The organism is Streptomyces sp. NPDC025806, assembly GCF_055558275.1.
In genome coordinates this window covers 192358-207084 of the sequence record NZ_JBVHMU010000012.1, presented here as the reverse complement: position 1 = coordinate 207084, position 14727 = coordinate 192358, and the positions used below count along the sequence as shown (strand labels likewise).

Sequence of the window (14727 nt, the reverse complement as noted above, 5' to 3'; positions counted from 1 at the left end):
CGGCGCTCAACGGGCGCGGGGCGAGCCCCCGTTGATCCGGGCGAGCACCTCGCCGGTGCGGGGGCTCCACGCCACCACGACCGCCTCGGCCGGCAGCTTCTCGTCCTTGCCGAGCAGCAGCCAGTGCACGGAGTAGCGGCGGGCGATCGCCGTACGGTCCGCCCGGGTCGACTCCGGGGCGAGGTACGCCCGGACGTCCGCGAGCCGGCGCTGCCGCTCCCGCTCGTCGAGCGCGGGGTCCGGCCAGGCCGGGGCGACGAGATTCGGGCCGTAGCCGGGCAGGGATCGGGTCGGCATGTAGGTGTCGGTGAGGACCACGTCGCCGGGCGGGATGTGCTGCGCCGCCCAGGTGTACGTGGGCCAGTCCGGCGGCTGGGCGAAGTGGCGCGGGACGACCGCGCCGGCCTGCACGCTCAGGAAACCGAGGAGCGCGCCGCCCGCCGTGACCAGCCCCAGGGCCTTGCGCGCGGGCGCCCAAGGCCGGGGCGCCGCCAGGGCGATGGCGAGCGAGAACTGGAGCGGGACCAGGGACAGGCCCAGGATGCGGCCGTATGTGTAGTGGCCGGTCAGCCAGCCGTACGCGATCACCGCCGCGTCCAGCGCGAACATCGTGACCAGAGGGTCGCGCCAGGAGCGGCGGAACCGGGCGTACAGGGCGGGCAGTCCCAGGAAGGCCAGCCAGAATCTCGCGGGCATCTCCGTGTAGAGCTGGGCGTGGATGGCGTCCAGAGTGGTGTTCCCCGCCAGGGACGCGACGCTGTAGTAGGGCCAGGTCAGGGTGACGGCGGCGCCGGCGGCCAGCGCCGCCGCCCAGCCGGTGAGTTGCCCGACCGCCGGTACGCCGATCATCGCGACCACGCCGATCAGCGCGGCCACCGCCGTGATCGGGTGGGTCAGCAGGATCGTGGACAGCAGGACGCCGAACGCCGCGTACTCCCACCAGGGGCGCCCCCTGGCGCGGAGCCGCAGCGCCCAGGCCCAGGCCCAGAACGTCAGGCCGATCGCGAACGTCGACGGGTAGCCGAGGTTGCCGGTCATCGAGAGCAGGCCCAGATAGCCGCTCCACCAGGCCGTGCGGGTGCCCCACAGGACCGTCATGAAGAGCAGGGACAGGACCGGCGCCCACTGACGGGGGGTCAGGGCGCGGACGAACGCGTTCAGGCCGGTCAGGAGGACCAGCAGGTTGAACGGGCCCGCCAGTTTCACGACCTCCCAGCCCGCCAGGCCCGTGAGGCGCGCGAAGACGCCCTGGGCCACCGCGTACGGGGAGTAGTACGGGCTGCCCGCGCCCGGCAGGTCGGCCATCGGGTGGCGCGGGTGGAGCAGATGCGCCTTGAGCCGCTCGACGACGGCCGCGTGCTGCCCGAAGTCGCAGCACATCGGCACCCGCCAGTACGCCAGCGTCATCACCAGCCAGAACAGGCCGCCGAGGACGAAGAACGGGGTGGGGCGCCAGGCGCGCCCGCCGCGCAGGGCCGTGGCCCCGCGCAGCGCCCGCCGGGCGAGTGTGGTGGGGACCGGAGCCGTCATCGCAGAAGCCGATCGGCGACACGGGCGGCGGCCCCGCCGTCGTCCAGGTCGCAGTAGGCGTCCCGGAACGCGGCGTACGCCTTGGCGTGCCGGGCCGCGACCCGGTCGATGTCGCGCAGGGCGGCGATCACGCTCGTCGTGGTGGGCAGCAGCGGGCCCGGCGCGTGCTTCTCAAGGTCGACGTAGAAGCCGCGCACCGTGTCCCGGTAGTGCTCCAGGTCGTAGGTGTGGAACAGGATCGGGCGGCCGGTGTGCGCGAAGTCGAAGGCGAGCGACGAGTAGTCGGTCACCAGGACGTCGGCCAGGAGCAGGAGTTCACCCGCGCTGGGCAGGTCCGTGACATCGCGGACGAACGGCGCGCGGGCCCCGCGCAGCCGGCCCGTGGCGCTCGGATGCTTGCGCACCAGCAGCACGTGGTCGGCGGCCAGCGCCCGTTCGGCGGCCGGGAAGTCGAACGCCGGGTCGTGCCGGAAACGGCCGGGGGAGTGCGCGAGATGGTCCCGGTACGTCGGCGCGTACAGGACGATCTTCTTGCCGGCGTCGATGCCGAGCTCGCGGCGCAGCAGCTCGACCCGCTTGGCCCGGTCGTCCGGGGTGGTGAACAGCAGGTCGTTGCGCGGCGATCCGGCGGGCAGGACCTCCCCGTCGTAGGCGAGCGCCCGCGTCAGATGCGGGGTCGACCAGCGCGAGGGCGCGACCAGGACGTCCCACTGGCGGGACCGCACCGGCAGCAGCGCCAGCTCGTCGTGGTCGGCGTACAGGGAGTCGGTCAGGTCGGTGCCGATCCGCTTGAGCGGGGCGCCGTCCCAGGTCTGGACGACGGTCTGGCCGGCCCGGCGCTCGAAGAAGTCGGGCAGCTGGTGGGCGGTGACGATGCGGCGGCAGCGGGCGAGCGCCGCGTACCAGTCCGCGGAGAACTCCTCGACGCCGCGCGCCGCCGCCGGGACCCGGGTGCGGCCGTCGCGGGTCACCCACAGGTGCTCGACCTCGGTGCCGCGCCGCACCAGCTCGGCGTGCACGGCCCGCGGCGAGTCCCCGTCGACGTAGAGGACCGCCTCGCGCAGCGGGAGGCGGCGCTGGGCCGGGTAGAACTCGGTGCGCAGCCGGTGCCGCCGGTAGGCGCCGCGGTCGCCGGGGGCGAGGGACGGGCCCGCCTCGATGAGCAGCCGGTCGCCGAAGCGCCGGTCGACGGCGAACTCCCGTGCGGAGCGCGGCCGGTGCTCGGGCAGGGCCGCGCCGACCGAGGCCAGCACCCGTACGGGCATGCCGTCCCCGCGCCGGTCGTCGGCCTCGCGCAGGAACGCGTACCAGCGCCCCTCCCACAGCCGCTCGGGCGCGAGGACCGCACGGAAGCGGTCGCCGCCCCGCGCCACCGGGGCGGTGATCTCCTCGGTGGTGGAGCTGTGCCGCAGCACGAACTCGGGGGCGCGCCAGGAGCGTTCGCAGGCGGTGCCGGTGACGACGAGGGTGCCGTCGGAGGCCCAGCCGGCGGTGTCGGCGATGGGCTGCCGGGTCAGCTCGATCACCAGCTGGCCCTGGTCGTTGGCGGTGGCGCAGACCTCGCGCCCGGCCGCCTCGTAGCGGCCCGGCGGCAGGTCGAGGGCGGCGGCGACGGAGCGGGCCGAGCCGTCGGGCAGGACGAGGTTGACCTGCCAGCGGTCGCCGTGCGGCGGCTCGACCTCCTTGGGCGCCCGGTGCTCCGGCTCGGGCACGCCCGCGAGGTCGGCGAGCGCGACCCGGACCAGGAAGCGGCCGCCCGCGCAGGTCACCGGGTAGCTGAACTCGGTGCCCGAGTGCTTGTGGGTCAGCCGCAGGGAGCGCGGCTCGGCGCCGCCGTGCAGCCGGCCCGCGAGGACCAGGTCGCTGCCCTGGGCGTGGTGGTCGTCGGCCACCGCGGTGGGCGCGACGATCTTCAGGGCGAGCCGGCCCTTGGCGTGCGCGACGACGAGCCGGGTGCCGTCGCCGAGGTCGCGCACCAGGTGCTGCTGCGCCGCGCCGTCCAGGGCGCGCAGCGCGGCCCGCCGCACCAGACCGTGCCCGGCGAGCAGGACGCCGAGCTGCCAGGTGCCGGGCCGGTGCCGGCCGCGGATCTTCAGCTTGTCCGGGTCGATCGTCATGGTGAACCCGGACTGGTCGTAACTGTGCAGCTCCTGGCGGGAGTTGATGGTCGCGAGCGGGTCGTTGACGCTGCGGGTGGGGACCCGGCGGACCTGACGGCGGCTGCCCTCGGCGCGCAGCAGGCCCGTCTTCACGGACTGGGCGGGCCGCTCGGCCGGGAGGTTCTTCACGTACGCGTAGCCGCTGATCCGGAGCTTGCCGTCGGGGCCCCAGGCCGTCTCGTGGACGCGGGCCACGACGGGCAGTTCGTCCTTGCCGACGCGGGTGAGCGCCTCGGGCAGCCGGGGCAGCCCCGGGTAGGAGGCGGTGCGGCGCAGGGCGCCCTGGACGTGGCAGGCGGTGCCGTTGCGCCGCTCGAAGGAGAGCAGCCGGAGCAGGTCGTCCAGGCGCCGCTCGCGCACGAGGTGCCACTTCACGCGCAGGTGGAGGGGGAGGGTGTCGGCGATGTCGGGGGCGGCCCGGCGCAGGAACGCGGCGGTGTCGTCGAGGAAGGCCTGCCGGTAGGCGGGCCCGCCCATCGGCAGCCCGTCGAGGAAGTACACGAAGTCGTCGCGCAGGCAGGACGCGTCGTAGGTGCGCTTGAGCTCGGGCCGGTCGGGGAAGCGGTCGGCGAGGAAGCGGCTGACGTGGTCGCAGGCCGCGATCCGGTCCCGTACGCCCTTCACGTCGGTGCGGCGCCGGGTGATGGAGCCCTCGCGGACCCGCCAGTAGTAGACGTGATCGGCGAGCACGTCGACCTGCTCGGCCAGGAAGTGCGCGGGGATCATCACCGGGGTGTCCTCGTACAGCTTGCCCTCGGGGAAGGTGAAGGCGTGGCGGTCCCAGAAGGAGCGCCGGAAGACCTTGTTCCAGGCGACGCGGTCGGACAGGAGCTGCGGGTCGCGGGTGATGTGGGTGCGCTCGCGGCGCCGGGTCAGCCACTTGTACTGCCAGGCCTGGCTGCGGCCACGCTCGGTGAGCCGCCACACGTTGCCGGTCGCGAAGTCGGAGCCGGTGCGCTCCAGGCTGGCGATCATGCGCTCGTAGGCGTCGTGCGGCACGACGTCGTCGCTGTCCACGAACGTCAGGTACGGGACGTGCGGGTCGGCGTAGCGCACGCCGGTGTTGCGGGCGGCGCTCAGTCCGGCGTTGTCCTGCCGGACGTAGCGGAAGCGGGGGTCCTTGGCCGCGAAGGCGCGGGCGAGGGCGGCGCTGCCGTCGGTGGAGCCGTCGTCGACCAGGACGACCTCCAGGTCGCGGACGGTCTGTGCGGCGATCGACGCCAGGCAGTCGGCGAGATCGTCCTCGACGTTGTAGACCGGGACGACGACGCTGAGGCGGGGGAGGCGAGGCGTGTGGGGCATTGGACCGATGTGCCCGGTATCGCGCCATTTTTTGCCTAAGTTGGGCCGTGCGGGTGAGCCGGGATCACCCGTTGCGGCCTCCCCGGCGGGCAGGGCCTAACGTCTGGTGTTATGTCCCGATTCTCCGTTATTGTTCCCGCTTTCCGTGTGCAGGGCTACCTCCGCGAGGCCCTGGACTCCGTGCTCGCCCAGCGCTTCACCGACTGGGAGCTGATCGTCGTCGACGACGCCTCGCCGGACGCCTGCGGCGCGATCGCCGCGGAGTACGCCGGGCGGGACGCGCGCGTCCGGGTCGTCACCCTCCCCGAGCACAGCGGCGTCGGCGCCGCCCGCAACGCCGGGGTCGAGGCCGCCGACGGCGCCTACCTCCTCTTCCTCGACGCCGACGACCTGCTCCTCCCCGGCGCCCTCGCCGCGATCGACACCGCCCTCACCGAGGCCGGCGACCCCGACGTGCTGCTCCACGACCACGACCGCACCGACTGGTGGGACACCGTCCGCGCCAGCGACGACGACCTGGCCGCCGAGGACCCTCTCGCCCTCACCCCCGCCGCCTGGAACCGGGCCGTCCGCCGCGACTTCTGGACCGCCCGCGACCTCGCCTTCACCCCGCAGGGCCCCTACGAGGACGTCGTCCCCGCCCACCGCGCCGTCCTGGAGGCCGACACCCTCGCCCGGCTGCCCCGCGCCTGCGTCCGCTGGCGCCGCCGACGCGCCGGCGGCCTCGCCCACACCCCGGGCGAGCGGCACTTCGCCGTCGTCGAGCGCTACGGAGAGCTCCTCGCCGGCCCCGGCGGCGCCCGCCTCTTCCCGTACGCCATCTCCCGCGTCCTCGCCGTCCTCGACGACGGCGACCGCCTCACCCCCGCCGACCGGCCCGGACTCTTCCGGCTCGCCGCCGAACTGCACCGCGCGCACCGGCCCGCCGGACACACCCCCGACGGGCCCCGCGAGCAGGCGCTCGCCGACGGCTCCTGGGCCGCGTACCAGAAGGCGGAGAAGGCCGAGGAGCGGCGCAACGCCCTGCGCACCCGGCTCAAGCGGCAGAAGAAGAAGCTCCGCTCCCGCCTCATGAAGGCCGCCTACCACGCCGACCTGCGCACCGCCCGCCTCGACCCCGAGCTCGCCGTCTACGGCGCCTACTGGAACCGCGGCGTCAGCTGCAACCCCGCCGCCGTCCACGCCAAGGCCCGCGAGCTCGCCCCGCACATCGAGGGCGTGTTCGTCGTCTCCAGCAAGCACGTCGACAAGGTGCCCCAGGGCGTGCCGTACGTCATCGAGGGCTCACGGCGCTACTGGCAGGTGATGGCCACCGCGAAGTACCTCGTCAACAACTCCTCGTTCCCCGGCGGCTTCACCAAGCGCGCCGGCCAGGTCTACCTCCAGACCCACCACGGCACCCCGCTCAAGAAGATGGGCCTCGACCAGCGCCGCTACCCGGCCGGCACCCACGGCATCAGCTTCTCCAAGGTCCTCGACCACACCGACCAGTGGGACTACAGCCTCTCCGCGAACCCGCACTCCACCGAGGTCTGGGAACGCGTCTACCCCTCCGACGCCTACGCGCCGCTGGAGGCCGGATACCCGCGCAACGACGTCTACTTCACCACCGGCGACGACGAGATCAAGCGCCTGCGCGCCGAGCTGGACATCGCCGAAGGGCAGCGCGCGATCCTCTACGCCCCCACCCACCGCGACTACCAGAAGGGCTTCCTGCCCCGCCTCGACCTCGCCCGCTTCGCCGACGCCCTCGGCGACGACACCGTCGTCCTGGTCCGCGCCCACTACTTCTACGGCGCCGACGCGGGCCTCGCCGACAGCCACCCCCGGCTGCGCGACGTCACCGCCCACGACCGCGTCGAGGACCTCTGCCTCGCCTCCGACGCCCTCGTCACCGACTACTCGTCCCTGATGTTCGACTACGCCTGCCTGGACCGCCCCGTCATCACGTACGCCCCCGACTGGGAGGCCTACCGGATGGCCCGCGGCACCTACTTCGACCTCCTGTCCGGCCGGCCCGGCGACACCCCCGGCGCCGTCGCCACCACCGAGGAGGAACTCACCGCGCTGCTGTGCGACGGCGGCTGGGACACCGAGGCCACCACCGGCCTGCGCACCGCGTTCCGCGAGCGGTTCTGTCCCTACGACGACGGGCACGCCGCCGAGCGGGTCGTACGCAAGCTGTTCCTCGGGGAGTGAGATCCCGCGTGCGGACCCGGGCGCTCTCGTGAACGCCCGGGCCCGTACGGCTACTTGACCGCGCCCGCCATGACCCCGGAGACGAACTGCCGCTGGAACGCGAAGAACACCGCCAGCGGCACCACCATCGACAGGAACGCGCCCGGCGCCAGAATCTCGATGTTCGACCCGAACTGCCGCACCTGCTGCTGGAGCGCCACCGTCAGCGGCTGCGACTGCGAGTCCGAGAAGATCAGCGCCACCAGCATGTCGTTCCACACCCACAGGAACTGGAAGATGCCCAGCGAGGCGATCGCCGGCGTCGCCAGCGGCATCACCACCCGCAGGAAGAGGCGCGCCTCGCCCGCCCCGTCGAGCCGCGCCGCCTCGATCAGCTCGCGCGGGATCTCCGCGAAGAAGTTCCGCAACAGGAAGATCGCGAACGGCAGCCCGAACCCGACGTGGAACAGCACCACGCCGATCACGTCCCCGAAGATGCCGAGGTCGCGGAAGAGCCGGGACAGCGGGATCAGCGCGATCTGCACCGGCACCACAAGGAGCGCCACCACGACCATGAACCAGGTGTCGCGCCCCTTGAAGTCCATGCAGGCGAACGCGTACCCGGCCATCGCCCCGATCACGATCACCAGCAGCGTCGAAGGCACCGTGATCCAGACGGTGTTGAGCAACGCCCTGGTGATGTCGTCGTTGTCCAGGAGCTGTTCGTAGCTCTTGGTCGTGAGCTGGGCCGGCGCCGTGAAGACCTTCCACCAGCCCGACGTGGCGATGTCGGTCGGCTCCCGGAACGAGGACACCAGCAGACCGAACGCCGGCACCAGCCAGAACAGGCCCACGACCAGCAGAAAGATCCGCAGGGCGCCGCCGCTGACCGCGCCCGCGATCCGCTTCGCGACGCCGGGCTTTTGCGTCGTCCCGATCGCGCTCACCGCTGTCGCTCCTTCCGCAGTCTGCGCAGATTGACGATCATCACCGGGACCACGAGCAGCAGGAGCAGCACACCGATCGCGCTGCCGACGCCGTAGTCGCCGCCGCCCCCGAACGAGGCCAGGTACAGCTGGAGCGCCAGGACGTTGGCGTCGTCCTGGCTGGCCTGCGGCGCGATGATGTAGACGAGGTCGAAGACCTTCATCACGTTGATCATCAGCGTCACCAGCACGACCACCAGGACCGGTGCGAGCAGCGGCACCGTCACCCGCCGGAACACCTGCCACTCGTTCGCCCCGTCGACCCGCGCCGCCTCCAGCAGATTGCGGTCCACGCTCGCGAGCCCCGCCGCGATCAGCACCATCGCGAAGCCCGCCCACATCCAGATGTACGAGGCGATGATCGCCGGGGTGACCAGGGCCGGGCCCAGCCAGTCGATCCCGTTGTACGGCTCCGTGAAGTTCGAGCCGGGCAGCCGCAGCGCCGCGCCCTCCGCGGACTTCGGCAGCGTGAACCTGCCGTCCGCTCCCGAGGTGGCCGACGCGACGACCTCGCCGCCCCTGACCGCCTCCACCTTCACCCCGGTCAGCGCCTTCTCGCCCGCGTCGACCGCGCCCTTCGTGCCGCCGCCGCCCAGCTTGAAGTCCAGCCACACCGTGCCGGTGACCTTCCCCGGCTCGGCGGACGCGGCCTTCGCCGGGCCCGGGTCGCCCGGCACCTTGTTCGGCGGAATGCCGACCAGCGGCAGCAGCACGGGGGAGCCCGCCGACACCGTCGCGTCCGTCGTGAACGAGCCGCCCTGCGACTTCTTCAGATCCGCACCCGCCGCCGGATGCGCGCCCGGGTACTGGGACGCGTTCGCGAAGGTGTCGTGCACCGACGTCACCACCGCGTTCGCCACGCCCTGGTCCGGGTCCTGCTCGTAGACGAGCCGGAAGATGATGCCCGCCGCCAGCATCGAGATCGCCATCGGCATGAAGACGACCAGCTTGAACGCCGTGCCCCAGCGCACCCGTTCGGTCAGCACCGCGAAGACCAGGCCGAGCGCGGTGACCAGGGCGGGCGCGACCGCCACCCAGATCGCCGTGTTCCGCACCGCCTTCAGGGTGCGGTCGTCGCGGAAGATGTCGCCGTAGTTGTCCAGTCCTACGAAGGTGCCGCCGCCCTGATCGAAGAGGCTGCGCCACACCGAGTACCCGATCGGGTAGACCACGAGCGCGCCGAGCAGCACGAGGGCGGGCAGCAGGAACAGCCCCGCCACCCACCACCGTGTGCGCGTCACGCTCTTGCCGTTCGCGCGCGGCCCCTGCTTGCGGGCAGGGGCCGCCGCGGTGACGCTCTGGGCCGCCGCCATGACGAGGCGTCAGCCCTTTCCGTAGGCCTTGGCCGCGTCCGCCTCCAGCTTCCGCTGCGCGCCGGCCACGTCCTTCGGGTTCCGCAGGAAGTCCTGCAGGTCCTTCCACTCGCCGACGCCCTGCGTGCCGCCGAACGCCGCCGGGGCCTGGTCGGACATGTCGAAGCGGAAGTCGTCACCGGCCGCGAGCAGCGCCTTGGCGATGCCCCGCGTCACGTCGTCCTTGTAACTGCCCTGGTCCATCTCCTTGTTGGGGGAGATGACACCGCCCTGCGCCGTCCAGATCTCCGCCGCGTCCGTGGAGGCGAGGAAGGTGAGCAGCGCCTGCGCGCCCTTGCCGTCCTTCAGCGCCACCGCGACGTCGCCGCCGCTGACCACGGGGGAGTCGGTGCCGACTGCCGGGAACGGGAACACCTTCGCGTCCGTGCCGACCTTCGCCTTCGTGTCCGCGTTGATGTTCGCCGCGGCGAAGTCGCCCTCGTAGACCATGCCGGCCGGGGTGTCGCCGGAGAACGTCTGCACCACGGACTTCGGGAAGTCCGTCTGGAGTGCCTTCTTCGCGCCGCCCGCGACCAACTGGTCGTTCCCCCACAGCTCGGCCAGCGTCTCCAGGGCCTGCTTCACCGAGGGATCGGTCCACTTGATCTTGTGCTGGGCCAGCTGGTCGTACTTCTCCGGACCGGCCTGCGACAGATACACGTTCTCGAACCAGTCGGTCAGCACCCAGCCGTCGCCGCCGCCCACGGACACGGGGGGCGTACCGGCGTCCGACAGGGTCCGCGCCGTCTTGACGAAGTCGTCCCAGCTCTTCGGCGTACCGCTGATCCCGGCGTCGGTGAAGGCCTGCGTGTTGTACCAGACCAGCGACTTGTTGGCCGCCTTCACGTACGCGCCGTACTGCTTGCCCTTCCAGGCGCCGAGGTCCTTCCACCCCTTGCTGAAGTTCTTGTCCAACTGGGCCTGCGCGTCGGGCCCCAGCGGCTTCAGCCAGCCCTTGTCGGCGAACTGGTGCAGGACGCCGACCTGCGGCAGGAACGCGACGTCCGGCGGCTTGCCGCCCTCGATCTTGGTACCGAGGAAGGTGGAGGTGTTGTTGCCCGTCGGCACGAAGTTCACCGTGGCGCCGGTCCGCTTCTCGAACTCGTCGAGCACCTTGGTGAAGTTCTTCTGCTCGGGCCCGGTCCAGACGGCCGCAACCTCAAGGGTCTGCCCGTCGAGCTTCGGCAGCGACACGGACGCCTTCTTGCCGCCTCCGCCGCCACCTCCGTCGCCGGTGTCCTTGTCGCTCTTTCCGTCGCCCCCGCAGGAGGCCAGTGAGAGGGTGAGTGCCCCCGCGGCGAGGGCCACGGCGGCCGTACGAAGCCTGCGTTTCCGAAGAGTGCTGCGCATCACTGCCCCGTTCCGGATGGTTCTGGTGGGTGAACTCCGAACGCTGAACGCTGCTTTGACTACTGTCCCGCCCGCACCGGTCTACGCCCGAGCCCGGTCCCGGGCAAGCCCACGACTCTCCTCCCGGAGCGGATCGTGACCCCTCCGTGATCCCGAGCCCTGAGCGAGTGCCTCGCGATGCGGTCGTCCGGCTTTCCCGCCGTCGTGGCTGGTCGCGCAGTTCCCCGCGCCCCTGGAGGTGCGCACTTCGTGCGCTTCCTCCGTAGGGGCGGTGCCCCATCGGGGAAATGCGACCCGAAGGGTCTGCATTTCAGGGGCGCGGGGAACTGCGCGACCAGCCCCCACCGGGCCCGCACCCGAACGACGCACCGGAACCGCCCCCTACAGAAGGGACGGCACCTCTTCCGCGGCCACAGAACGCGCGGCCCGCTCCAACGCACTGGCCAGCAACGCCAGATCCGTAGGCCCGTTCCCCAACTCCCGTACGGGACGCCGGTCCGGCGGATCCCCCATCCGCGCCCAGTCCAGGGCGACGACCGTGGGCCGCTGCGTGGCCGTCCGAGGAATCCGCCCGGTCACCCGCCCGGCCTGGAACTCCGTCTCCCGCCCGTCGAGCGCCCGCAGGACACCCCGGCCCGGCGCCGGATCCTCCGCCCCGCCCAGCGGAACATCGAGCGTCACGACCGGCGAGGCCCCCCATTCCGGCCCCCCGCCGGAGGCGTACGCCGCGACGAGATGCACCCCGAGCCGCTCCCCGTCCCGGGCCACCGCCTCCAGGGCCCGTACGACGGACCCCGCCGCGGGCCGCCCCGGCGAACCGAGCGGCGGCGCGAGCAGCGCGTCCAGGTCGTCGACGACCACGACGAGCCGGGGCAGCGGCGACGCGCCCGCCGGCTTCTTCTCCCGGGCCGCGCCCGGCCGCAGCCGCAGCGTCGAACTCGGCGGCGCCTCCAGGTCCCCGGCGCCGCCCCCGGAGGGCCCCGCCGGAGCCGGCCGCTGGGCGACCATCCGCCCCGACACGGCCCGCTGGGTGTGCCACTCGGCGAACTGCGTACGCCCCGTCAGCTCGGCCCGCCGCTTCAGCTCGGTGGACAGCGACTGGGCGAACTCCCGCATGCGCACCGGGTCGTTGACCGCGAGATGCGTCGTGACGTGCGGCAGATCCGTGCAGACCCGCAGCCCGTCCGCGCGCTCCGCCCCGCTGCCGCCGCCCGGCGCGTCGCTGCGCCCGTCGATGAGCACGATGCCGAGCCGGTCGGGCCGCTCGGCGGCGGCCAGCGAGGCGGCCACCGAGCGCAGCAGCTCCGTCCGCCCGCTGCCCACGGGCCCCTCGATCAGCAGATGCGGTCCTTCGGCGGCGAGGTCGACGCCGACGGGGCCGCGCGGACCGGCGCCGAGCACCGTCCACACCCGCCCGCCGAGCGCGTCCTGATCGTCCGCGGCGGCGGCCCAGCGCGCCATGAGCGAGGCGGGCGTCGCGCGGGCCAGGCCCAGTTCGTCCAGGAGGCGGGCCGTGCGCGGCAGCGGCGCGGACACCCGCGGCTGACCGGCGCCGGGTGCGAGGGCCGCGTCCGTGCGCAGCGGGGCGAGCGCGCGGGCGAACCGCTCGGCCCAGGGCAGCGACACCGCGTCCACCGTGGCGACCGTGCCGTGCCCGGCCAGCGCGCCGTGCGCGGCCCGGTGCAGCCGCAGCGCCGTCGCCACGTCACCACTGAGCAGGGCCACCGCCCCGCACGCGCGGAACGCCGGGCTCTGCGCGCAGGCCGCCTCGTACGTCGCCTCGGCGGGGGAGGCCGGGGAGGCGGGCGGGGCCTCGGCGAGACACAGCACGTGGATCCCGGCGGCAGCCCCCTCGGCGGCGAGCCGCACGGTGGCCTCGCGCAGATCGGCCGCTCCGGGATCACCGTCGACCACGACGACGGTGGAGACGGCGACCCCGTCCCCGTCGGCGGCGTGGCCCGGACGGAACCCGGCCGCGTGGTCGTCGAGGCGGCGCAGCAGCTCACCCGTGCGCGCGGCCGCCTGCTCACGGTCGTAGGCGAGCAGGAGCCGGCAGTCCTGACCGTGCGCCGGGCGGACGTGCGGCAGCCAGCCCAGCCAGGACCACTCGGCGAGCCGCTGCTCGACGGGCCGGGCCCGGTCGGTGCTGATGAGGACGATCTCCAGGCGGTCGGGCGCGTGCAGCGCCGCGAGCTGGGCCAGCGCACAGCGGGCGAGCCCGGCGAGGCGGGCCCGCGGTCCGGCGAGGCCGAGCGCCCCGGCCTCGGCGAGCCCGACGGTGACCGGCACGGCGGGCAGCACGGCCGCGCCGTCCGGGCCTGTGCGGTCGACGGTGCCGAGGCGTACGGCCAGCGCCTCGGGGTGCCCCGGGCCGCGCTCCCAGAGCCGGGGGCCCGGGCCGAGCGCGGTCAGGAGCAGGGCGGCGGCGTCGGGCCAGGTGCGGCCCGCACCGGCCGGGCCGGGGGCCTCGGAGCGGGGTGCGGGCACGGTGAGCGCGGCGTGGGTGCCGGGGGAGTCGGGGGAGCCGGGGAAATGCGGGGTGCGCAGCACGTGCGGCTCGTGGATCTCGTGGTGCTGGTCCTCCTCGTCGCGCCCGGCGCCGCGCCGCAGCAGCCGGCCGAGCCCGCCGCGCTTGCGCGGGGCGCGCGGCACCGGGGTCCCGCGCGGCGGTGTGCCTCCCGGGGTGCGCTCGGCGTCGGGCGCCCCGCCCTGGCCGGGCACGACGGGCGGCCGGTCCAGGCCCGGCTCGGGGTCGGCGCTCGGCGTACCGAGGGAGGCGTCCCCGTACGCGTGTCCGGTCGAGGCGTCGGGGGAGAGGCCCGCGAGGTCCCGGGCGGACGCGTCGGGCGGGGTCACCCGGATGTGGCCCTCGCCGTCGGGCGCGGTGCGCAGGGGTGCGGGCCGGGCGGCGTCCCCGGCGACGGCGACCCGCAGCGCGGACTCGCCGAGCCGCAGCAGGGCGCCGGGGGCGAGCCGCACGGGGCGCTCGCCGACGGGGCGGCCGTCGACCCGCGTCCCGTTGGTCGAGCCCAGGTCGGCGACCGTGACCCGGCCGTCCTCGGTGAGGGTCACGGCGCAGTGCAGCCGGGAGACGTCGGGGTCGTCGAGCGGCACGTCGGCGTCGGCGGAGCGGCCGACGCGGATCTGGCCGCCGTGCAGGAGGTGGACGCCGCCCGCGTCGGGCCCCGCGACGACGTGCAGCTGGGCGTCGGCCGCGTCCGGCTCGGGGCCCGGGTCGGCCGGGACACCCAGGGAGAGCATCGCGCCGTCGGTCAGCGGCGGCTCGCCGAGCAGGCAGCGCTGCGGGTCGAGCCGCTCGGTGCCCGCGTACAGGACGGAGGAGGGGGCGTCGCCGCCCGCGACGGCCGCGACCAGACCGGAGGCGACGGCGGCGAGCGCGGTGCCCGCGGGGGCCGTCACCAGGACGTCGGCACCGGTGGCCGCGCGGGCCCCGCCAGGGGTCGCGTCCGGGCGCGTGCCCAGGGGGTCTACGACGGAAAGGCGGATCTGCATCGCCGTCTGCGGTCCCTTCTGCGCGGGCGCCCGCGACGGGACAGCCCGCGGTCCCCCCACCGCAGATCCCCCACCGCTACGGGCACGTCAGCCAGTGCTGTGAGGCATCCTCGCACTTGCCACCGACAACACGCCCGCCGCCCACCCGTAAGTGATCTTGATTGGTCGCGTCTGCCCGTAAAAGTTCCCTGGCGGCAACCGGTGGACCCGGGCACGCGTCTTCCTGTCGAACAGAGGTTTGTCGAGGCCGGGGGCGGAACCCGGCCAGGAGGCCGAAGATCGACAGTCGGTACTCCGTACGGCGCCACTACAGTGGGTCGGAACATCTGGGACCGGGCACAAGCACCGGCAGACCAA

General features: G+C 73.9%; 7 protein-coding genes. 1 reads left to right on the top strand and 6 read right to left on the bottom strand.

Annotation, left to right across the window (positions count from 1 at the left end; genetic code table 11):
- Positions 1–6 precede the first annotated feature (6 nt).
- A complete protein-coding gene (locus ACZ4E1_RS26940; protein ID WP_467543745.1) occupies positions 7–1530 on the bottom strand; it encodes a hypothetical protein in 1524 nt (507 codons plus the stop codon).
- Positions 1527–4991, bottom strand: coding sequence for a CDP-glycerol glycerophosphotransferase family protein (locus ACZ4E1_RS26935; protein WP_467543741.1), 3465 nt, complete (start codon positions 4989–4991; stop codon positions 1527–1529). Before ACZ4E1_RS26935 ends, ACZ4E1_RS26940 begins: the two co-directional genes overlap by 4 nt.
- Before the next feature lie 111 nt (positions 4992–5102).
- On the opposite strand from ACZ4E1_RS26935, the gene ACZ4E1_RS26930 reads away from it, so the two are divergent.
- Positions 5103–7190: a bifunctional glycosyltransferase/CDP-glycerol:glycerophosphate glycerophosphotransferase gene (locus tag ACZ4E1_RS26930; protein ID WP_467543738.1), complete on the top strand. Its 2088-nt coding sequence runs from the start codon at positions 5103–5105 to the stop codon at positions 7188–7190.
- A 50-nt stretch (positions 7191–7240) separates the two neighbouring features.
- Here the strand turns inward: ACZ4E1_RS26930 and ACZ4E1_RS26925 are convergent, their stop codons facing one another.
- The 4 genes from ACZ4E1_RS26925 to ACZ4E1_RS26910 form a co-directional block, all read right to left on the bottom strand.
- Positions 7241–8116: a carbohydrate ABC transporter permease gene (locus tag ACZ4E1_RS26925; protein WP_467543735.1), complete on the bottom strand. Its 876-nt coding sequence runs from the start codon at positions 8114–8116 to the stop codon at positions 7241–7243.
- Positions 8113–9468 (bottom strand): carbohydrate ABC transporter permease, encoded by a 1356-nt coding sequence (locus ACZ4E1_RS26920; protein ID WP_467543733.1) that lies wholly within the window; start codon positions 9466–9468, stop codon positions 8113–8115. Before ACZ4E1_RS26920 ends, ACZ4E1_RS26925 begins: the two co-directional genes overlap by 4 nt.
- A 9-nt stretch (positions 9469–9477) precedes the next feature.
- Positions 9478–10857 (bottom strand): ABC transporter substrate-binding protein, encoded by a 1380-nt coding sequence (locus tag ACZ4E1_RS26915; RefSeq protein ID WP_467543729.1) that lies wholly within the window; start codon positions 10855–10857, stop codon positions 9478–9480.
- A gap of 381 nt (positions 10858–11238) precedes the next feature.
- Entirely contained in the window at positions 11239–14370 is a 3132-nt protein-coding gene (locus ACZ4E1_RS26910) for an FHA domain-containing protein (RefSeq protein ID WP_467543726.1), read from the bottom strand.
- Between the last annotated feature and the right edge of the window lie 357 nt (positions 14371–14727).

Bases quoted from the DNA above. Each gene is read 5' to 3' on its own strand.
- ACZ4E1_RS26940 (WP_467543745.1), bottom strand. From the start codon at position 1,530: ATGACGGCTCCGGTCCCCACCACACTCGCCCGGCGGGCGCTGCGCGGG.
- ACZ4E1_RS26935 (WP_467543741.1), bottom strand. From the start codon at position 4,991: ATGCCCCACACGCCTCGCCTCCCCCGCCTCAGCGTCGTCGTCCCGGTC.
- ACZ4E1_RS26930 (WP_467543738.1), top strand. From the start codon at position 5,103: ATGTCCCGATTCTCCGTTATTGTTCCCGCTTTCCGTGTGCAGGGCTAC.
- ACZ4E1_RS26920 (WP_467543733.1), bottom strand. From the start codon at position 9,468: ATGGCGGCGGCCCAGAGCGTCACCGCGGCGGCCCCTGCCCGCAAGCAG.
- ACZ4E1_RS26915 (WP_467543729.1), bottom strand. From the start codon at position 10,857: ATGCGCAGCACTCTTCGGAAACGCAGGCTTCGTACGGCCGCCGTGGCC.
- ACZ4E1_RS26910 (WP_467543726.1), bottom strand. From the start codon at position 14,370: ATGCAGATCCGCCTTTCCGTCGTAGACCCCCTGGGCACGCGCCCGGAC.